Consider the following 20,242-nt stretch of genomic DNA (forward strand, 5'->3'; position numbering starts at 1 on the left):
TCGTTTGGAGTAGGCTTATCCATCAATTCCCGTGATTTGCTTGAGCAGTGGTACTACCAGATCGAGGGGGCGCCGCCGGCGTGTTGTGATCTCGGCCCGCGCCAACGTTCCGCTCGTGAGATTAATGCTCGGCCCCTCGCCAACGGCCCATCGATATCCGGTTGCGGTGGAGGCGTCTTCATCGAGCACAACCGTTGCCGCGTAGGGGGCACCTTCGCGCGAGAAGCGTGAAACCAGGCTGTCGTTATGTAGCAGTGCGGCCATGCCTTGCGGCGTCATCGGAAAATCGGAGATGCTGACCACGCTGCCCAGCATCATGCCAAATTCCTCGCGCTTGACCGTGCTCGGCTCGAGGTGCACCTGCATGCCCGGCTTGATGGATTTACCCCGTTCGGCGGGAATATAGACGACGGCTTCGAGCTTGGCGCCTTCGCTTTCGATCGCAATCACCGCTGTGCCGACGGCCAGCACCGAACCGGGCGAAATCTTCACTTCCAAAACCCGCCCGTCCATCGGGCTGATCACTTTGGTGTTCTGGCTCAGCTGTTCGGCGGTGGCATTCATTTGCCGCCGGGCCTCGTTGAGGGCAAACTCGGACCGCTGAATTTCGCGCCCGCGCTCCGTCTCCAGATCCGTCTTCTGCGACCGTAACTTCAAAATCTCGTTTTGGGCGTCAGTACGGCGTTGTTGTGCATCGGCCAGCTCGCGGCGTCGCTCTTCCAGATTGCGCCGCGTCGTATATCCCTTGGCTAGCAAATCCTCCAGGTTTTTGACGTCGACGGTGAGATATTCGATGCGTTGGATCGTTGCTTTGATCGCCTGTTGCAGGGCGGCTTCAAGTTTTGCAAAGTTCTGGCTTTTGGCGGCGAGCTCGCTTGCAACTTTCGACACCCGGTCGGCGTGCTCCCGCTCGCGTTCATCAAAGACCTCGGTGGCTGCGTTGTGCTTTTGCTTGATGTCGGTTTGAACGATCTCGGCGATGGGCTGGTCCTTGCTGACGCGATCGCCCACCGCGACTGAGACCGCCTGCAGCCGTCCGGCAGCGGCGGATACGGCATCGACGACCTTACCGCCCCTGCTGATGAGGATTCCCTCGCCCGAGACGCGGGTAGGCACGCGCCCAAAGATGCCCCACAGCACGGCCGCCATAAGCGCGATGCACAGCACAAGGGTAAAAATCCAATCAGCGGGCTTGGTGATAACAACGACATGATCGAGCTGCTCGGGAGACGCAGCCCGGTCAAGAGCCGCGGCGCGAAATGCCCGTTGCGGTCCGTCGGTCATGCTCTTATGCTCCGGTGTTCGGAGCGGTTCAGACGTCGACATATCCGCACGCAATGCAATTGATGAACTGAAGTCGACGATGTCGGATATTTGCACAGAATCGACCGTCTAACAATAAGGGGCGGCAGGAAGGGACCAATTGTGACGCACGGGCTGATCGGCACCACGAGACTTTCGTGCCCAGCGCGAATGAAGCGAAAGATGCTGGCGGCAAGCTTGGCGCTTGGGCTGTTGCTACCCAGTGTGTGTTGCGCGGGTATCCTGTCCGAGAGCGATTTCAAGCAGGCGGAGAGCCTTAAGCCACTCTTTGCCAACCTCATGAGCGACCTTGTCGAAACCGTAAAGCGCCCCGATGTTTCCAGCGGCGACGCCGGCTGTATTAACGAGATCATCCGGGAACTTCTCCAGATCTCCGACGAACTAGCAAGCTATGATTATCTGATCACGATGGAGAAAGATCTGACCGACTTTGGCGACAACAATCCGATGCGGGGTATCGTCAAGTTTGCCATCGACAACAGCAGCATGATCTTGATGAGCGAAAGAAAACGGCTGGTTCAGTTATCTGAGCAGTGTGCAAAACATCCGTTGGCGCAAGGCAAGACTCAGCAGGCAGTAAACATCATCGACAAGACGACAGGCATATTGGCTTCCATTCGAGCTCGCCTTTGACCCGGCGAAAAGAATGTGGCCGCCGCAGTGGCCGGTAATTTCAAAATGCGAGTTGTGCATAGGGTTGAGCGGGAGGGGTCTCCTTTCAATCCTTGGTCAGCAGAGTAAGCCTGCAGTCCAGTTTCACCGTGATGCGGATCACGAATACCGGGTCGTCTGAAAGAAAAAAGCGGTGTCACAAAAATCGAAGACGTACGATCGCGATCGTCGTAGAAGGCGTCGATGGCGCTCGTTCCGAACGCGATTGCAAGACGATGAACAATTTGCTGACCGATGAGGCCGGTAAGCCGGCCGACGACGGCAAGCCAACATGATCTTTTCGGTCCACCGCGAGCGCGCCATCCAGCACAAGAAACAAGGCATCAGAGGACGTACCTTGCTCGACCAGCAACGTGCAATGCAGACAACGCCGCAGCACACCTATCAGATTTTGACGAAGCGACCTGACCGGATGGCGGACATCACCGCATCGCTGCCGGTGCTGCCGAACGTGTGGCTCGGGACCAGCGTCGAGAGCGCCGATTATCTTGGGCGCATTGACGATCTGCGCAAGGTCGATGCTGCCGTTAGTTTTGTTTCGTTTGAGCCGTTGCTCGGGTCCGTGGCTCGGGCCGATCTGACGGACATCCAGTGGGCAATCGTCGGCGGCGAGAGTGGCCCGCGTTCGCGTCCGATGGCGGAGCAGTGGGTCGCGGAGATTGAAACCGCATGTCGCAAGGCAAGGACGGCGTTTTTCTTCAAACAGTGGGGCGGCGTTCGCAAGAAGAGCACCGGCAGACACTATCGCGGGCGTACGTTCGATGAAATGCCGCGCGCCGTCGCAATGTCCTGATCCGCGGCCGCCCTCATGCCGCCCGTGCGGCTTATAGCTTCAGCCGACCTGACAGGTTTCGCCGGCTCCGGCGCAACCGCGCTGCTTACAAAGCGAGCCTGCACCGGCTTGGGCGTCAGCTCGACCATCGCTGCATTGGTGCTACCCGCCTGAGCAACCATATCGGTGGTGACGAGGTTGGTCAGTTGCAATTCGTCCCGAGACAGTTCATGCAGATCTTCCCACGGCGGCACATTCAGCGACAGCGACAACAGATCACCCGCGCCGCCCATGTCGAAGGTGTATTTAGCGAGACGCCCAATATCGCGTTCCACGACCATCAGATCATCTGCGCTGTAGGTCGCGGCCTTGGCGTTATTGGCGCGGTCACCGAGCCAGATCTGATGCACCCGAACATGGGCTGTCTCGGGCACGTAGCGCGTTTTGCCCGAGAGCAGCAGGAACACGCACATTGATTCGCAATACGCCACGGGCGCCATGTTGGCAGGAGCGCTCTGCGCGGTATTGGTCTGATCGCTGATGCCGACAGTGGTCAGCGCCCCGAGACTGCGCCAGAGCCGTCCAAGCGCGATCGAGTCGTTGACCGAACCGCCGCTGGAATCCAGCACGATGGTCACGCCGCCGAGCTGTCGGCCGCGGGCGAACTCATCAAATTCCCTTGGACTATCGGCGGTTACGATACCGGCCGCGCTGACCCAGCCCCGGCAATTCGGCTGGCAATCGACCCAGGTGAACTTCATCGGCAGTTTGCGTGCTTCGAGGGCGACGCCGGCATGCGCTGAACCGCTCAGCATAGCCACCAATGCGATGCAGAGGCCGGCGACGAGCAGGATCCAACCTCGGATTGCCGCCCAACGAGCGCGATCAGAGGCCCGATCGGAGATGCGGGCTGGCTCCGAGGTTTCGAGCCTCGAGATTGTCGCCACGTTGATCGAGAGCGACCCGCGCGAGATCAAACGCGCGTAAGCCGAGCGGAAATACGCCATGCGGGAATCCCAACTCTACGCCGGTGGACGATTCGAATATGCGCACCGCGAATGGTCCGCCAGCTATGGGAAATTCTAATCCGAGTCATTTAACCTCCAAGGTTCAAAGAGCAGTAACGGTTGCCTCGCAATGTGTTTTTCGACACACGTCCGGGATAGCCGATCCCAAAGTCAACGACCGTGATGTGCGTCACCGGAACCTCGACCAGAGGCGGTGAGCGAGTAGGGCGCGGGGTTTCGGTCCCGCGCTTTCGTTTGTACTGCTGGTCGCGCTTTGACGCGAACGCTCTAAGAAGTCGCAGGCTGAGAGGGACTGGGCGCCGGCCTGCCGCTTGCTAAGCCGCTTCCTTGGTATGATCGAGAGACGTCTTTAGCGCTGTGCCTCGTTCACCCTTGAGGCAATCACCGGCTTCATTTCCGCACCTATATCGACGGAGGCAACCTCGCGCCGCCCGCCGAGACGAGCGACTGGTTCAAACTGGTGTCGGTCGATCGCAAAATATTATGAAGGCCCGTTCAAGGCCGGATTTGATCATAACGAGATAACAGTCGATCAGGCGTGGCCATTAGGAGCAGGCACGACTCTCGCTATGGGCGAACGCCGAGCGCAAGGCGGAGCAAGGTGACTTCTTCCTGGCTGAACTGATAGTTCAAGATTGGCTTTCTTTCTTTTGACCGGGCTAACAAAACAATCCGCGACCTTTTGCACTGCGCGGTCTTGCAATTTGTGGTCAATGACTTGTGAGTTCGCGCCAATTACTTGTGAACGCGCGCCAACGCGTCCGTGGAGACAGGTTTACGGGGCCGCCGGACCAAAGGGCCAGCGACAAACCAACGCACAGGCGCTTTTCGCATAGTCGAATGTTTCAAACACAGTGAGTGTTGCGAAATTGAGGTTGGCCTCATGACCCTTAAGCGGCGTTCGCGTAGCGAAACCGTGCAGGACGCTCTGCTGTGGGGGCGTTGGGGTCGTGGTGCCCATCCTGCTGACGCTCATACTCCTATAGGCGGTGAGAAGATCCGGCGGAATGCCTTTGCGCGAACATGGGTGCCGACGCGAACGTCGCCGTAGTAGACCAACCAGCAAGCAGCGCGGGACGGATCACGGCGGCGGGTGAGTTCGGGCATAGTCCGCATTTAAGCCGATCGGCACCGGCCGCGGCAACCGGCGCGGCGTGGTCACACCACCGGCTAGACCGGCTCGCCCAACCGCGGCCGGTGATAAATTCGCTGCCGGCCGAGCGGCTGGGAATCGACCTTGGACAGCGGCGGCAGATCGTCCGGCAGGCAATACTTATGGTCCGCCTCGTCGAGCAACGCCGGCACCAACGGCAGCGTCACCCGGACGCGCCTAATTTGCGCGTAGCCGCCGAGCACCGCCAGACTGATCACCATGACATCGCGCTGCATGGGGCGGCAGCGTGGTGCCGGCCGCGGAATCGGTCAATCGGCTGCGGCCGCCCAACGTTTCGACGCGGACCCAAAAATGGACCCAAATTCGGATTCTGACGCCTTTTCGGGAGCTAAATTTACAAGCTCAAAATGAAAGAAGTGGCTGCGTTGCAAGGGTTTTTGGTGGCGCGCTCGGAGAGATTCGAACTCCCGACCCTCGGAATCGAAATCCGATGCTCTATCCAGCTGAGCTACGAGCGCGTGCGGTCTGCCGATTATCAGACTTGGCCCGGCAGGGCTAGCAGCCGAATGTCAGTAGCAGGGATGCCGCCGGCGGTCCTGGCCGATATAGGCAGCGGCGCCCTGGCGGCAGAGGACGGTGGAGGGGCCATCATAAAAGGCGAAGGTGCCGGGCTGCAGTCCGGGACCGTAATTGTGCAGGTAGCTGATTGGGTAGGGCAGGCCCCAATTATGCAGGTGGTACCGATTATGGCGGGCGTCGGCCAGGTTTGGGGCCAGGGTCGCGGCGGACAGCAGGGCGGCGGCAATCAAAAACTTCGCTTTGGTCATTTCGATTCTCCGGAAGTCCTGCCTGAAACTATAGCGATTTCGAGCTGGACGGATAGCCGCGCTTGTGTGAAGGAAAAAATATAGTTAAAACAATAAGATAGGAGATTAGCCTCTAATTCGATCGAAACTTGTGCCGGCCTGGAATTGGGCGGATCTGATTTCGCATTCTAGGAGAACGGATAGAAAAGCTCCGGAAACCCACCCTAAAGCGCCCATTTTTGGCCTCAAGGGATGCTTAACGAATTCCCAACACAGTCCGGCCAGAGTTCTGCTGTCTTGTCCTCATTCTACGGACCGACTATCCCGCGTCTAACCACGGCTACCCGGTTTCCGATCGACCCATGCGCATCACGTCTCTTGCCTTGTTGTCTCTCTGTGTGCTGGTCGCGAGCCCGGCGCGCGCCGACCTGCATATCAGGCGCGATCACGGCGGATATGTCGAGGAGTACAAGGCCAAGTACAAGCTCATCCGCGAGCGCAAGGAGCGCGTCATCATCGACGGCATCTGCAACTCGGCCTGCACGCTGGTGTTCGGCATCGTGCCGATGAACAAGATCTGCGTGACGCCGAAGGCGAGCCTTGGTTTCCACCAGGCCTATTACGACAAGGCCTTCACGTTCGGCATGAAGGTCACGAGTTTGGAAGGCACCTCAGACCTGATGTCCTATTATCCGGATACGGTGAAGGACTGGATCCGCCGCAATGGCGGGCTCACCACCGAGATGAAGAAGATCAAGAACGGCGGCGAGCTCTGGAAGATCGTTGATGCCTGCCCGGAAGAGTGGTGATCGCACGTTGATCGCACTGGCCGCCGCTCAGGCTGCGACGCGATCCCGGTCGGCCCGTTTTGCCTCATAGAGCCGTTTGTCGGCGCGGGTGAGGGCATCGCTGATGCTCTCTTCCGGTGCGACCGCGCAGGCGCTGATGCTGATGGAAACCGTGCGGCCTGGCCCAAGCCCGGATGTGGAATCTTCAGATCGCGCACGGCCTCACGCAGGCGCTCTGCCGCCTGCCGCGCCTCGGTCAGGTCGGCGTCCTGCAGGATGACCGCAAATTCCTCGCCGCCGTAGCGGATCACCAGATCATCCTCGGAACGCATGGCGTGGCGAAGCGCCTCGGCAATCTGCTTCAGGCAATGATCGCCCTCGGCGTGGCCGCCAAAATCGTTGAACAGCTTGAAATGATCGACGTCGATCATCAGTACGCCTTGCCAGCGCGCGCGGGAACGACCGAGGTGGACGATTGCTGCACAAACTGGTCGAGGTACCGGCGATTGAATGCGCCGGTCAGGGAACGGTGTTGGAAAGCTCCGACAGCCGGATGTTCGCCCTGCGAAGCTCGGCTGCGCGCTCGGCGTCGATCACACGCATGCGGCGCGGTTCGGCAAGCCGCGTGAAATCGCGCGGGTCTCCCCGCGCGATCAGTTCTTGCCGCATAGCATATGATCGGGCAACAGGGGCGGCAATGACAGAGGATTTTGACAAGTTCGCCGCCCGTGCGGCGCCGGCGGTTTTCGTCCTGCTGTGGAGCACCGGTTTCATCGGTACCAAGTATGTCGTCAACAATGCCGATCCGTTGACGTATCTGGCGATCCGAATGGCGATCGTGGTGATACTGATGGCCGTCATCTGCGCCATTGCCCGGCCGGCATGGCCGAACCGTATCGAGATCGGGCACAGCGCCGTCGCCGGCATTCTGGTGCATGGAATCTATCTCGGTGGCACGGCGATCGCGATCTCGCTGTCTATTCCCGCGGGCCTTTCAGCGCTGATCCCGGGTTTGCAGCCGATCCTGACGTCCACCATTGCGAACCGCTGGCTGGGCGAACGCGTGACCGCGATACAATGGGGCGGACTGTTGATCGGGCTTGCCGGCGTTGCGCTGATCCTGCACGACCGGCCGATGGGTGGGCAGGCCGGCTGGGGCTGGATTGCGTCGGCTGTATCGCTGGTCAGCATCACGCTCGGCACGCTCTACCAGCGGCGCTATTGCAGCCGCATCGACTGGCGCAGCGGCAACCTCGTGCAATATGTCGCGGTGACCGTGTTCTTTACGATCGGCGCTTTCCTGTTCGAAGCGCGCACGGTGCATTGGACCAGCGAATTCATTCTTGCGTTGGCCTGGCTTGCGGTGGCGCTATCGATCGGCTCGATCGGCTTGCTGTACTGGTTGATCCGGCACCAGGCCGCGACATCGGTGGCGAGCCTGTTCTATCTGGTGCCAGCCGTGACCTCGCTGATGGCCTTCGTGTTGTTCGACGAGCGGCTCGATGCTATCGCGATTTTCGGCATGATCGCCTGCGCCGGCGCCGTGCTGCTGGTCAATCGCAATGCGCCGGCAAAGGCCTAGCTGCCGCGGATCGTCGCGTAGGCCTTTAGCGCGCGCTCGCGGCCGGCCTTGTGATCGACGATCGGACGCGGATAGGTCTTGCCGAGCTCGATGCCCGCGCTTGCGAGTTCAAGCGGCGTTGCGGTCCAGGGCTGATGAATCAGCTTGTTGGGCAATTGCGCCAGCTCCGGCAGCCAGCGCCTGACATAGACGCCATCGGGATCGAATTTCTCGCCCTGCAGGATCGGATTGAAGACACGGAAATAGGGTGCGGCGTCGGCGCCCGAGCCTGCCACCCACTGCCAGTTCGCAGGGTTGCTGCCGGCATCGGCGTCAACAAGCGTGTCCCAGAACCATTGTTCGCCGCAGCGCCAATCGATCAGGAGATGCTTGACCAGGAACGACGCCACCACCATCCGCACCCGGTTATGCATGACGCCGGTGTGCCAGAGTTCGCGCATGCCGGCATCGACGATCGGATAGCCGGTCTGGCCACGCTGCCACGCGCGCAAGGCTTTCGCATGGTGCTGCCATGGAAAGCCGTCGAAATGGGGCTGCAGGTTGCGCGTCGCGAGATCGGGGATGTCGAACAGCAGATGACGGCAGAACTCGCGCCAACCGAGTTCGCTGAGGAACTTTTCGATATCGGCGGACAGGCGAGGGTGCTCGGCCGCGGCGAAGCGCGCGGCATGCCAGACCTGACGCGGACTGATCTCGCCGAAGCGAAGATGCGGCGAGAGCCTCGATGTGCCGTCGCGGTCGGGCCGGTCGCGATCGCCCGCGTAGCCGGCAATGCAGCCGTCGAGGAACGCCTTGAGCCGTGCCTGCGCCGCGGCCTCGCCAGGCTGCCAAGTGTCGCGCAGCCCGCCAGCCCAATCCGGCCGCGTCGGCTCGAGCTTCCAATCCTCCAGCCTGTCGCTTGGGACGTTCGGTGCGCCCTTGAGCGTCTTAGGCGCCGGCAATGGCTTCGGCGGATCGCCCAGCGCCTGCACCCGCCGCCAGAACGGGGTGAACACGCGCAGACCCCGGTTCTCCTTGTTGCGGATCTGGTTCGGCGAAGCCAGCAGGTCGCCGGGAAAGCAGTGCGTGACGATGCCGATCTCGCTCAGCGCCGCGGCAACCTGATCTGCAACGGCCTGGTGTGGTGCCTGCGCAATCTCGTTCCAGTAGACCGCCTCGGCACCGACCTCGCGAGCGAGCGCGGCGATGACCGCGGGCGTAGACCCCTTGCGCAACACAAGCGATGCCCCCCGCTCACGCAGGCTCGCTTGCAGGGCGCGCAACGATTGCGCCAGCCACCATCGTGCCGCGCCGCCGAGCGGCCGAACGCCCGGCGCCTTGTCGTCGAGCACGTAAATGAACGCAACCGACGCGTGCGATTTGGTGGCTGCGTGCAGCGCGGAATGGTCGGAAATGCGAAGGTCGTCGCGATACCAAACGATGGCGGTCATGCGCGCATAGGTTCCATTGAATTTCCTAAGCTTTGCCAACGGTTGTGCCCATTAAGGCGATCGTAAGCAAAACGGGGCAGATTGAGCCCGATTTTGGGGGATTCTTCGTTATGACCACGCGATCCATTGGAAAGTTCCTGCCGGCGCTGAAGCTCCGGCTCGGTACCAAGGCTGTCATCTCTGCCATCCTCCTGATTGCAGTAAATACCGCGCTGGTTGTAGGTGCGGCCCATTGGTCGCTGACATCAGAATTCGGCGACCGGGCGCTCCGGGACATCGAGGTCAATCTGCGCACGCTGGGCCTGGCGTTTGCCGAGACCTACAGCGACGCCAAGATCACGATGAAGGACGGGGCCGTCGCCCGCGCCGAAATTCCCAAGATGCCCGAGTTCAAGGATCACGCGATCGTTGATCGTGCGGTTGGCTACACCGGCGGCAACGCGACGCTGTTCGTCTATGACGAGGCCAGCAACCAGTTCGTCCGCCGCACCACCAACGTGAAGAAAGAGAACGGCGACCGCGCCGTCGGCACCCAGCTCGCCCCCGACCATCCGGGGCAGGCGGTCGTGCGTCGCGGCGAGGCCTACAAGGGGCCGGCGACGCTGTTCGGCAAGACGTTCATGACGGCGTACTATCCAATCGTGAACTCGGCCGGCAAGGTGATCGGACTGCTCTATGTCGGCATTCCCATGGCTCACTACGAGACCATGCTGTCGCATGCCATCCAGAATATGGCCATCGCCGCCGGCATCGCGGCGCTGCTCGTGATGATGCTGACCATGGTGCTGGTGCGGCGGGTGACCAAGCCGCTGTCGTCGGTTGCGGCTTCGCTCACCGCTATCGCCAACGGCAACGCCGATGTCGAGATCAACTGCGACGATCGCATGGACGAGATAGGCGAGATTGCGCGTACCCTTGCCGTCTTCAAGAACAATTCGGTCGAGCGCCGCCGCATGCGCGACGAGCAGACCGCGGCCGCCGTAGCCGCGGGTGAGCAGCGCAAGACTGAACTGCGCGGCTTCGTCGACGAGTTCCAGACCAGCGTCGGCAGCATCCTCGACAAGGTGCTGAGCTCTTCCAGCGAATTCGAGCGTGTCGCGCGGCAGCTCACCGAGACCGCGCGGACCACCGCCGGGCTCTCCGGCAAGTCGGCCGGTGCTTCCGAGACCGCCTCCGAGCATGTCCGCACCGCGGCGACCGCGTCCGACGAACTTTCCAGCTCGATTGCGGAAATCACCCGCAGGGTCCAGGAATCGAACGGGATCGCGGCCGATGCCGTCAAGCAGGCGGCCGCCACCGACCAGCGCATCAACGAATTGTCGGAAGCAGGCGCGCGGATCGGCGACGTGGTGAAATTGATCACCTCGATTGCCGAGCAGACCAATTTGCTGGCGCTCAATGCCACCATCGAGGCGGCGCGGGCAGGTGACGCCGGCCGCGGCTTTGCCGTGGTGGCGCAAGAGGTCAAGAGCCTCGCCGGTCAGACCGCGAAGGCGACGGAAGAGATCTCCAGCCAGATCGGCAACATGCAGCTTGCGACTGAAGAGTCGGTCAGCGCCATCAAGGCGATCGGCCAGACCATCGAACGCATCAGCGATATCGCCACCTCGATTTCGGCGGCAGTCGAGCAGCAGCGCGGCGCTACGCAGAACATCGCCCAGAGCGTTCGCGCCGCCGCCAGCGGAACGGCTGATGTCGCGGCCAACATCCGCAATGCCGCGCAGGGCGCCGACGAGACCGGCGAGACGTCGAGCCGGATGTTTGCGTCCGCGCAAAATCTGTCGAGCGAGAGCCTGCAGCTGAAGGCCGAGGTCGAAAAGTTCCTCGATCGCGTCCGCGCCGCCTGATGGAAACGCCACGGCGGCGGAGCCCGTCGGCCGTGAAACCAGAAGCCTCCGGATTCGTAGTTTCTCCATACTGCGAATGATTGCCCCTCGTTTCCCGGGCTGGAGGGCTTCCGTGAACCGGTACGCTGCGCTCTATCTGGTGACGCTGCTCGTCATCGTCCCCCTCGATTTTCTGTTCCTTGGCGTCGTCGCCAAGGACTTCTTCACCTCGCAGGTCGGCAACATGCTGGGCGAGATCAAGCTCGCGCCGGCGATCCTGTTCTATCTGCTCTATGTCGTGGGCACCGTGGTCTTCGTCAGCGGCGGGCAGGGCGCTACCTGGCAATCGACGCTGCTCTATGGCGCGTTGTTCGGCTTCTTTTGCTATGCGACCTTCGACCTGACCTCGCTGGCGCTGCTCAAGCACTGGAGCTGGCCAGTCGCGATCGTCGACATCGCCTGGGGTTCATTCGCGACGGCGGTCTCATCGACCGCCGGATTGCTCGTCGCGAATTGGGTTGCAGCGAAGGGGTGAATTGTTGCGCCGATTCCGCAGGGTGGGCAAAGGGGCACTTGCGCCGTGCCCACCATCAAGAGTGACGCAAGTAGTGGTGGGCACGCTGCGCTTTGCCCACCCTACGAAGCGTCCTAACCGTCACTTCGGCTGCGGCACGATCCGGATGTAGGGCTTCGGCGACTTCCAGCCCTGCGGATAGATCGTCTTCGCCTCGTCGTCGGAAACGGAGCCCGCGATGATGACGTCCTCGCCCTGTTTCCAGTCCGCCGGCGTCGCGACGCGATGCTTGGCCGTCATCTGCAGGGAGTCGATGACGCGCAGGATTTCCGCAAAATTGCGCCCCGTGGTCATCGGATAGACCAGCACCAGCTTGATCTTCTTGTCCGGTCCGATGATGAAGACGTTGCGGACGGTCTGGTTGTCGGCGGGCGTGCGCGTGAGCGGATCGCCCGAGGTGGAGGCCGGCAGCATGTCGTAGAGCTTGGAGACGTTGAAGTCGATGTCGCCGATCATCGGATAGTTCGGCGCCGCGCCTTGCGTCTCCTTGATGTCCTCGGACCACTTCGCGTGCCTGTCGACGGGATCGACACTCAAGCCCATCAGCTTGACGCCGCGCTTGTCGAATTCCGGCTTCAACTTCGCGAGAGCGCCGAGTTCGGTGGTGCAAACCGGCGTGAAATCCTTCGGGTGCGAGAACAAAAGCGCCCAGCTACTGCCGATCCAGTCGTGGAAATTGATTTTTCCCTCGGTGGTCTGGGCTTCGAAATCGGGGGCGGTTGCGCCAATCTGGAGTGCCATGGTTTCACCTCATGTCATTAAAGTTACAGGAGAATTCGTCTTTAAGATTATAGGAGGCTGAAGCGGTTAAGTGAACGGGTTAGCGCAAAAGGTGAGATCCTTCTCCGCACGCCCGGAACTCCTAGCATCTTCTTTTGATCCGCGCCTCTGCGACGAAAAGAACCCGCCGGCTCCCGCATTCGACGGAGATGCGTCAGGTTCTGGCGCTATCTTTTTGTTTGATCGCAATCTTTTCAAAGCTGTACCACTTTTCTGCCCGCTCTGCCCCGATATTGCCTTTTATCGCCCGCATCACGCCGGGCCGCTTTGCAGCCGGGTGCCCTGGCCTGAACCGTGATCGATGTCACAGCGACCAATTGGCAACCATCTAAAAATCTCGAAATGCCAGTTTCGAATCGTTAACCGCTCGTTCATTCCCCGTATGGAAATGCTGGGAGCTGAAAAACAAGAAATTGAGAAGTGCAACTATGTCTGCCGCAACTGCCAAGACCATTGACGAGGCCTCTGAGGCCTCCGAGGTTCCCCAACCGTCCTGCCGCAAGACCGCGGCCCACGCGCTCACCATCGTGCGCGACGGCGTGATCACCGGCGAGGGGCCGACGACCAAAGGCCGCATTCATTTTTCCCGCGCGCTTGATGCCGACGACGCCGCCTGGTGCGCGCGCTTCCTGACAGTGAGCGCGGTCGAGCATCAGCCCGTGAGCCGCGCCGAGGTCGAGGCGCTGTTCGAAATCAACGATGCCGCCGCCGAGCGTAGCGACGACGGACGTTTCGACGATCTGCTGGCCAAGGCGGTCGCCCATCATGCGGCGTCCGAGTCCGGCCTGCCGGTGCCGCCGCGCACGGTTGCGCTGTCGCCCGATACCGAGATCGAGAGCTGGGCGCCGACGCAGGCCGCCAAGATCGATACCAAGGTGCTGGAATGGCTTGCCAGCCAGATGCGCGGCAAGCGTCGCATCAACCATCGGCTCACGGCGCTGGTCGCAACCCTGATCGGCGCCGCAGCACTGCCGCTCGCCCAATTGCCGGGCATGCTGGATATGGGGATGCTGTAGGTTCATCCGGCGATCGTTAAATTCCAGGCGGCGGGGGTTACTCCCCGCCGCTTTTGTTTTGCAGGATGGGTGACGCGAAGGGATACCCATGCCGATGCAGGGGGGCGATGGGTATCGGTTCGCTCCACCCGTCCTACGAGGCCACAACGCCGCATTCTTGCCTTTGCCCACCCTGCGAACTGGGTGGCCCGGAACAAAGTTCTTGGCGTCCGGGGGTTTAATTCCCGCTCCGGCATCCCCATATGGCCTTCATGGTACAATGGAAATCGTCGACCACGCGGCAACCGCCGAAGACAAAGGATGAGTTGCGCCTGATGCTGGCCGAGGCGGTCCGCAACACGCAGCCAATCGCGGATGACAGGCCGAAACGCTCTCCAAAGGCCAAGGACGATCAGTCCTAGTCGGCCGCTCGCCGCCATTCGCAAGCTTTAAGAAACGGACCCAGGCGCGGCTGGCCTGTTATCGAAAAGGGGGCGCGCGACGCGCTCGCGGCGGAAAGCTTTGAAGACGGCCAGATCACACTCGTCATGGCCTGAGCAGATCATCATGAACGCCGGTTTGGGGTTGCAGGAGCTGTTATGCTGAAAGATCGCGAGAATATCCTGAACGCGCTTCGCGAGAAGCCGCTCAAGGCCTACCAGCTCATGCGGCGTGCCAATCTCCCGAATGAGGAAGCCTGCCAATCCCTGCTTCTCAAGATGCGCGACGAAGGTCTGGTAAAGTTCGACATCCACAAGGGGCTATGGCTCATCGGATAGTCAGATACATGCGGCGGGGTTATTTCCCCGCCGTTTTCTGTTTGCGGCCTTCGGCATCGATCCCGAGCATGGCGGGCCCGTGACAGGCCCTCGACATGCGGGAACGTAGTTGGTGACGAGTCCCGGATGTCGCTGCACTCATCCGCTGATTTGCCGCTGTGGCAGACCAGGCTGTGGCCGATGCCGCTGCCGCGTTTGGGACGGGTACTCGCCAAACAATTGATGGTAGTAGCCGGCAAACCGGCCGAGATTCTGGAATCCAAAGTGCATCGCGATATCCGCGATCGTCCGGATGTCTTCTGGCGCGCGCAGCGCGGTGTGGGTGGCACACAGCCGGCGGTGGCGAAGGAAAGCGATCGGGCCGGTCCCGAGCGCCTCGTGAAACGCGCGATGCAGCGTACGTCGCGGCGCGTGGAGGTGGCTGCAAATCTCGGAAATGTGGATAGGTTCGCTGGGCCGCGCGTCCAGATATTCCTCGACCTGTCGCACGATCTTCAGCGCAGAAGGAAGCGGGCCATCGCGCTCCGAGGGCATCCCCGCCACGACGTTGGCGGTGACGGCTTCGATCACCGCCCGCTTCCAGAACTCTGTAGCCTCTGCCGTCAGCGACAGGTTGCGGAGCCGACCAAGCAGCGACCGCAGGTGCGGAATGACGCTTGTCACCATCTCGCCATCGCCCTTGTAGTGATTTCTCCACCAGCAAGTTGGATCGCACATCCGGGCTTCCGTGCCATACGATGACTCGATGTCGCCTTCCGATGCCATCACAATGATCATGGAAGCGCCGCCATAATACCTGTTCTCGTGCTCGCAACCGGGCTGCAACACCAGCACGTCGCCGGGACGGGACTCATAGGACAAGCGCACGACGTGGTTGGCGCTGGCGGCGAGCAATCCGATCCCGATGCGATCCCTGTGCGATCCGCCCTTCGTCCTGATACCGAGATTGAAGCTTGCGGTGTCGATCGGCAAATCGCCGATTACGGCGTGCGCGATCTCGCCCTTGATCTTTCCGCGTTCAAGCTGAACGATCTCACGGCGCGTGCCGACGACGACTTCCTTGAGTTCCTCGAAGCCTTCGATCTTCTGCGTGCGTAGCGCTGCGAACTGCCCCATCGCGCCTGCCTCGTCTTCGGACCAAGCTTCTGTAAAGCCTCATATTCTTCGCAGCGTGATTGTGACGCCAAAATGCCACCCATCAAAGCCGATTCTGCCGGACAAATGCGGCAATGCGTCGCGAACCGGCGGCATTTGTCTTAAAGGTGGCGGCGATAGGCCAGCAAGACGAACATTTGGCACAAACTGAACGTCACAGGCGGGAAAATTTCGCTTATGCTTGAAATGTAACGATAAATAGAAGCGGTCGAACGCCGCCAATCACTCGCCAAAAATAGGACAAGAGGACTGATGTAACGCTGCATCGGGTGCGCAGCGAGAGAGTAACGAAGGGAGCTGACCATGCTGCCGATAACAACCATTCTTGCCCGCCGGATACGTCAATCGCTCAATTCGATCGCACTAGTCGCCATACTAAGTATCGGCGGGATTGCTGCGTCTCCCACCCCATCATCCGCCCTGAGCTCCATGGGGAGCGCTGCACTGGCATCCCAGGGCAAGGAGGCAGCGACCGGCGACGTCGTCGAAATTCGTGCTGTTGCGCGCCGCGGCGGCGTCGTGGTTGGACCGCGCGGCAATGCGGCGGCCTATCGGAGCAGGACGGTGGTGCGCGGCCCTGCCGTGCGCGGCGCTGCGGTGGTGCGGCCGGGATATCGTGGCGGCGGCGTCCGCTGGGCGCGGCCTGCTACATATGGCTGGCCGCGGGGCGGCGCGATTGCGGCCGGCGCAGCGATTGGCGTTGTCACGGCCGCAACGGCGGCCGCATGGGCAGGCGCAGCACCGGCGCCGGGCATGTGCTGGTATTACACCGATCCTTCCCGCACGCAGGGGTTCTGGGACTACTGCCAGTAGGGCGGAACCCAACCCACGCGGGGGAGATCGCGATGTCGCAGGCTGAAACGGAACAGCACCTACCAGACGCGACCGAAACCGGCGGGATGGTCTTTATTGCCGGCGGCACGTTCCGCATGGGATCCGACCATCACTATCCCGAAGAGGCGCCGTCACACGGCGTGTCGGTCGATAGCTTCTGGATCGACCGCACGCCGGTAACAAACCTGCAGTTCAAGGAATTCGTGAAGGCGACCGGTCACGTCACGACCGCGCAGGTTCCGCCAGACCCCAGGGACTATCCCGGCGCGCTGCCGCACATGATCTATGCGGGCTCGCTGGTGTTTTCGCCGCCGCGCCGCGTCACCGATCTCAGAGACTGGAGCCAGTGGTGGACCTTCATGAAGGGCGCCGACTGGCGGCATCCCTACGGGCCGAAAAGTAACATCAACGTGCTGGACGCCCATCCTGTCGTGCACGTGTCCTTTGCCGATGCACTGGCTTACGCGAAATGGGCCGGCAAGGATCTGCCGACCGAAGCCGAATGGGAATTTGCCGCGCGTGGCGGGCTTGAGGGCGAAGAGTTCGCCTGGGGGAGCGCGCTTGCCCCCGGCGGCAAGCATATGGCGAACACCTGGCAGGGCAACTTCCCGATCGAGAACTTGAGTGAAGACGGTTATGAGCGCACCTCACCGGTGACGGCGTTCCCGCCAAACGGCTACGGCGTCCACGACATGATCGGCAATGTCTGGGAATGGACGTCGGACTGGTGGTCGCAGAAGCACGAAGCCGATGCGCCAAAAGGCCTGCTGCGTTCCGCAAAATCCGCGCGGCGGTCCCGAGGTTGCGAGCCTTGATCCATGTCAACCTAACATCCGCATCCCGCGAAAAGTATTGAAAGGCGGCTCGCACCTCTGCGCGCCGAACTATTGCCGCCGCTATCGCCCGGCCGCGCGCCATGCGGAGCCGGTCGATACCTCGACCAGCCACGTCGGGTTCAGATGCGTCAGGAGGGCCTTCAGTGCGTGATGCGCGCACCCACTGATAGGCCATCACGAATATACTTTTTAAGCGCAGGGAGTGTGGAATGAGTGACGTCAAGCCAAAGCCCAGAGCCTTGCTTCGCACCTTGTTCGCTGCCGCACTTGTAGCAACGAGTCTTTCGCCGCTCGTGCGGTCGCCTGCTTTTGCCCAGCAGCCGAACACGGCGAAGCCAAACATCCTCGTGATCTTCGGTGACGACGTCGGCCAGTCCAACATCAGCGCCTATACGCGCGGAGTAGTCGGCTACAAGACACCCAACATCGATCGCATCGCCAATGAGGGTATGATCTTCACCGACTATTATGCGGAGAACAGCTGCACGGCCGGCCGCTCGACCTTCATTACCGGACAGGTCTGCCTGCGTACTGGGCTTTGCAAGGTCGGTATCCCCGGTGCTGCGGTCGGCTTGCAGGATCGTGACATCACGATCGCCCAGGCGCTCAAGCCGCTTGGCTATGCGACGGGGCAGTTCGGCAAGAACCATCTTGGCGACCGCGACGAGTACCTGCCGACCAAACATGGCTTCGACGAGTTCTTCGGCAATCTCTATCATCTCAACGCAGAAGAAGAGCCCGAACGGCCCTATTACCCCAAGAACGATGCGGCGTTCGTCAAGGCTAACTCGCCGCGCGGCGTGCTGAAGGCCTCCGCGGACGGCAAGATCGAGGACACCGGGCCGCTCAACCGGAAACGCATGGAGACGGTGGACGACGAAACCACCGCCGCAGCGATCGACTTCATGCAGCGGCAGGCGCGGGCGAACAGGCCGTTCTTCACCTGGATGAATACGACGCGAATGCATGCATTCACCCATGTCCGCGAATCCATGCGTGGACAAAGCGGCATGCCCGGCAACGAATACGCCGATGGCATGATCGAGCACGACGGCGACGTCGGCAAGCTGCTGAAGGCGATCGACGACCTTGGCATCGGTAACAACACGATCGTTGTCTACACGACCGACAACGGCCCAAACCAGTGGTCATGGCCGGATGCGGCCACCACACCGTTCCGCAGCGAGAAGGATACCAACTGGGAAGGCGCGTTCCGCGTGCCCGCGATGATCCGCTGGCCCGGCCGCATCAAGGCCGGCGAGGTATCCAATGAGATGGTCTCAGGCCTCGACTGGTTCCCGACGCTGCTGGCTGCGGCCGGCGACACCGACATCAAGGATCGGCTCGCGAAGGGCGCCAATTTGGACGGCAAGACCTTCAAGGTTCACCTCGATGGTTACAACCAGCTCCCGTACCTGACCGGTCAGCAGCCTAAATCGTCGCGTAACGAATTCTTCTACTTCAACGATGACGGCGAAGTGGTTTCCTACCGCTACGGAGACTGGAAGATCGTGTTCTGCGAGCAACGGCAGCCCGGCGGATTCGTGGTGTGGGCCAATCCGTTCACATGCCTGCGCGCGCCAAAGGTCTTCAACCTGCGGATGGACCCGTTCGAACGCGCCGACGTCGTGTCGGACCAGTATTACGATTGGCTCGCCAAGAACGCCTACCTCATTCAATACGGCGTATGGCGTGTGACTCCATTCCTGCAGACCTTCAAGGAATATCCGCCGAGCCAGCGCTCCGCGAGCTTCAGTATCGACCAGATGGTCGATTCGCTGATGAAGAACCTGGACAAGACGGGCACGAAGTAAGGCTCGGCAAATGCCCTGCGGCCTCGACGCCGCAGGGCATTGCAGTGAACCGGCCACCGCCTGTAGCGACCGGTGGAATTCAAGGCGAGACACATGAACGATCTCGACACAAACACACGGCAAACCACAAAAGCGTCAGGAAATGCGAAGCGTTCAGCGGCCCGGGACGCATTGCTCGATCTGAAGGCACGGATTGGTAAATCCGTGCTTGGCCAGGATCGCATGGTCGAGAGCATGCTGATCGCATTGCTTGCCAACGGCAATCTCCTGATTGAAAGCCTGCCGGGACTTGCCAAGACCCGCGCGGTCAAGACGCTCGCCAAAAACCTGGCGGCGGATTTGTCGCGCGTGCAGTTCACGCCGGACCTGCTGCCGTCGGATGTGACCGGCGCGGAAATCTACGTGCAGACCGACAAGGGTGGCCAGTTCCAGTTCCAGAAAGGGCCGATCTTCGCCAATTTGGTGCTCGCCGACGAAATCAATCGCGCGCCGGCCAAGGTGCAATCGGCGCTGCTCGAGGCGATGGAAGAGCGTCAGGTCACCGTCGCCGGCAAGACATACAAGATGCCCGATCTCTTCATGGTGCTGGCGACCGAGAACCCGATCGAGCAGGAGGGCACTTATTCGCTCCCCGAGGCGCAGCTCGATCGCTTCCTGATGCATGTCGTCATCACCTATCCGGACGAGGCGACGGAAGGCGAGATCATCAGGCTGAACCGCGAGGAGAATGCGCAAAAGCCGAAGGAGCATGCCGCCGAACCGGCGCCGGTTCCGCAGCAGGCCATCCTGGACGCGCGCGGCGAGATCGACGGGGTCTTCGTCTCGGATCTGGCGCAGAAATATATCGTCGACATCATCTACGCCACGCGGTTCCCTGGCCGGTACGGCGAGCCTCTCGGCAAATGGATCCAGGTCGGTGCCAGCCCGCGCGGCAGCCTTGCGCTGGATCGTTGCGCCCGCGTGCGTGCCTGGCTCGACGGCCAGGAATTCGTCACGCCCGACCATGTGCGCGCCGTGATGCATGACTGTCTGCGCCACCGGCTGATCCTGAGCTACGAAGCGGTCTCGCAGGGCATCAACGCCGACCAGGTGATCGACAAAATCACCGAACTTGTTTCAGCCGCGTGAGGGCAT

General features: G+C 61.3%; 18 protein-coding genes, 1 tRNA gene and 3 pseudogenes. 12 read left to right on the plus strand and 10 right to left on the minus strand.

The annotated features are described in order from the left end of the window. Positions 1-15: 15 nt before the first annotated feature. A complete protein-coding gene (locus ACVWVY_RS24225) occupies positions 16-1,284 on the minus strand; it encodes an NHLP bacteriocin system secretion protein (protein ID WP_456628729.1) in 1,269 nt (422 codons plus the stop codon). 201 nt (positions 1,285-1,485) lie between these two features. Between ACVWVY_RS24225 and ACVWVY_RS24230 the strand changes: the two genes are divergently transcribed. Together ACVWVY_RS24230 and ACVWVY_RS24235 are read left to right on the plus strand one after the other, a co-directional pair. After that, entirely contained in the window at positions 1,486-1,956 is a 471-nt protein-coding gene (locus ACVWVY_RS24230; RefSeq protein ID WP_456628730.1) for a hypothetical protein, read from the plus strand. A gap of 397 nt (positions 1,957-2,353) precedes the next feature. After that, a pseudogene (locus tag ACVWVY_RS24235) lies at positions 2,354-2,788 on the plus strand (DUF5131 family protein); the annotation flags it as partial. On the opposite strand, the gene ACVWVY_RS24240 reads toward ACVWVY_RS24235, so the two are convergent. The 4 genes from ACVWVY_RS24240 to ACVWVY_RS24255 all read right to left on the minus strand — a co-directional run bounded on the left by ACVWVY_RS24240 (position 2,737) and on the right by ACVWVY_RS24255 (position 5,736). Continuing rightward, positions 2,737-3,582: a hypothetical protein gene (locus ACVWVY_RS24240; RefSeq protein ID WP_456632299.1), complete on the minus strand. Its 846-nt coding sequence runs from the start codon at positions 3,580-3,582 to the stop codon at positions 2,737-2,739. The pseudogene ACVWVY_RS24235 and the gene ACVWVY_RS24240 sit on opposite strands and share 52 nt — an antisense overlap. A 1,383-nt stretch (positions 3,583-4,965) precedes the next feature. Continuing rightward, positions 4,966-5,184, minus strand: coding sequence for a hypothetical protein (locus tag ACVWVY_RS24245; protein ID WP_456628731.1), 219 nt, complete (start codon positions 5,182-5,184; stop codon positions 4,966-4,968). A gap of 166 nt (positions 5,185-5,350) precedes the next feature. Beyond that, positions 5,351-5,427, minus strand: a tRNA-Arg gene (locus ACVWVY_RS24250). Positions 5,428-5,478: 51 nt separating this feature from the next. Then, a complete protein-coding gene (locus ACVWVY_RS24255) occupies positions 5,479-5,736 on the minus strand; it encodes a hypothetical protein (RefSeq protein WP_456628732.1) in 258 nt (85 codons plus the stop codon). Positions 5,737-6,077: 341 nt separating this feature from the next. Here ACVWVY_RS24255 and ACVWVY_RS24260 point away from each other — a divergent pair, with 341 nt between their 5' ends. Next, positions 6,078-6,524 carry a hypothetical protein gene (locus tag ACVWVY_RS24260; protein ID WP_456628733.1) on the plus strand — a complete coding sequence of 149 codons (447 nt, stop codon included), beginning with the start codon at positions 6,078-6,080 and terminating at the stop codon, positions 6,522-6,524. A 176-nt stretch (positions 6,525-6,700) separates the two neighbouring features. On the opposite strand, the pseudogene ACVWVY_RS24265 reads toward ACVWVY_RS24260, so the two are convergent. Together ACVWVY_RS24265 and ACVWVY_RS24270 are read right to left on the minus strand one after the other, a co-directional pair. Next, positions 6,701-7,015 (minus strand): annotated as a pseudogene (locus tag ACVWVY_RS24265) (diguanylate cyclase); the annotation flags it as partial. A gap of 7 nt (positions 7,016-7,022) precedes the next feature. Next, complete coding sequence (locus ACVWVY_RS24270; protein WP_456628734.1) at positions 7,023-7,172, minus strand: hypothetical protein; 150 nt, start codon at positions 7,170-7,172, stop codon at positions 7,023-7,025. A 28-nt stretch (positions 7,173-7,200) separates the two neighbouring features. Between ACVWVY_RS24270 and ACVWVY_RS24275 the strand changes: the two genes are divergently transcribed. Further along, positions 7,201-8,085 carry a DMT family transporter gene (locus ACVWVY_RS24275; protein WP_456628735.1) on the plus strand — a complete coding sequence of 295 codons (885 nt, stop codon included), beginning with the start codon at positions 7,201-7,203 and terminating at the stop codon, positions 8,083-8,085. On the opposite strand, the gene ACVWVY_RS24280 is transcribed toward ACVWVY_RS24275, so the two are convergent. Then, complete coding sequence (locus ACVWVY_RS24280; protein ID WP_456628736.1) at positions 8,082-9,515, minus strand: cryptochrome/photolyase family protein; 1,434 nt, start codon at positions 9,513-9,515, stop codon at positions 8,082-8,084. The two genes, ACVWVY_RS24275 and ACVWVY_RS24280, sit on opposite strands and share 4 nt — an antisense overlap. Positions 9,516-9,625: 110 nt before the next feature. On the opposite strand from ACVWVY_RS24280, the gene ACVWVY_RS24285 reads away from it, so the two are divergent. Beyond that, complete coding sequence (locus tag ACVWVY_RS24285) at positions 9,626-11,362, plus strand: methyl-accepting chemotaxis protein (RefSeq protein ID WP_456628737.1); 1,737 nt, start codon at positions 9,626-9,628, stop codon at positions 11,360-11,362. A 112-nt stretch (positions 11,363-11,474) separates the two neighbouring features. After that, a complete protein-coding gene (locus ACVWVY_RS24290) occupies positions 11,475-11,876 on the plus strand; it encodes a DUF2177 family protein (protein WP_456628738.1) in 402 nt (133 codons plus the stop codon). A gap of 120 nt (positions 11,877-11,996) precedes the next feature. On the opposite strand, the gene ACVWVY_RS24295 is transcribed toward ACVWVY_RS24290, so the two are convergent. Next, positions 11,997-12,656, minus strand: a complete 660-nt coding sequence (locus tag ACVWVY_RS24295; protein ID WP_456628739.1) for a peroxiredoxin — start codon at positions 12,654-12,656, stop codon at positions 11,997-11,999. A 467-nt stretch (positions 12,657-13,123) separates the two neighbouring features. Here ACVWVY_RS24295 and ACVWVY_RS24300 point away from each other — a divergent pair, with 467 nt between their 5' ends. Together ACVWVY_RS24300 and ACVWVY_RS24305 are read left to right on the plus strand one after the other, a co-directional pair. Continuing rightward, entirely contained in the window at positions 13,124-13,711 is a 588-nt protein-coding gene (locus ACVWVY_RS24300; protein WP_456628740.1) for a hypothetical protein, read from the plus strand. A 578-nt stretch (positions 13,712-14,289) separates the two neighbouring features. Next, complete coding sequence (locus tag ACVWVY_RS24305; RefSeq protein ID WP_057855515.1) at positions 14,290-14,469, plus strand: hypothetical protein; 180 nt, start codon at positions 14,290-14,292, stop codon at positions 14,467-14,469. 138 nt (positions 14,470-14,607) lie between these two features. Here the strand turns inward: ACVWVY_RS24305 and ACVWVY_RS24310 are convergent, their stop codons facing one another. Further along, a complete protein-coding gene (locus ACVWVY_RS24310; protein WP_456628741.1) occupies positions 14,608-15,585 on the minus strand; it encodes a helix-turn-helix domain-containing protein in 978 nt (325 codons plus the stop codon). A 342-nt stretch (positions 15,586-15,927) separates the two neighbouring features. Between ACVWVY_RS24310 and ACVWVY_RS24315 the strand changes: the two genes are divergently transcribed. The 4 genes and pseudogenes from ACVWVY_RS24315 to ACVWVY_RS24330 all read left to right on the plus strand — a co-directional run bounded on the left by ACVWVY_RS24315 (position 15,928) and on the right by ACVWVY_RS24330 (position 20,236). Further along, positions 15,928-16,437 (plus strand): hypothetical protein, encoded by a 510-nt coding sequence (locus ACVWVY_RS24315; protein ID WP_456628742.1) that lies wholly within the window; start codon positions 15,928-15,930, stop codon positions 16,435-16,437. 32 nt (positions 16,438-16,469) lie between these two features. Continuing rightward, positions 16,470-17,445: pseudogene (locus tag ACVWVY_RS24320) on the plus strand (formylglycine-generating enzyme family protein). Positions 17,446-17,503: 58 nt separating this feature from the next. Further along, on the plus strand, positions 17,504-19,108 hold the full coding sequence (locus ACVWVY_RS24325) for an arylsulfatase (protein WP_456628743.1): 1,605 nt from the start codon (positions 17,504-17,506) through the stop codon (positions 19,106-19,108). Positions 19,109-19,201: 93 nt separating this feature from the next. Next, on the plus strand, positions 19,202-20,236 hold the full coding sequence (locus ACVWVY_RS24330) for an AAA family ATPase (RefSeq protein WP_456628744.1): 1,035 nt from the start codon (positions 19,202-19,204) through the stop codon (positions 20,234-20,236). Positions 20,237-20,242 lie beyond the last annotated feature (6 nt).

This window comes from Bradyrhizobium sp. URHC0002 (assembly GCF_054059515.1).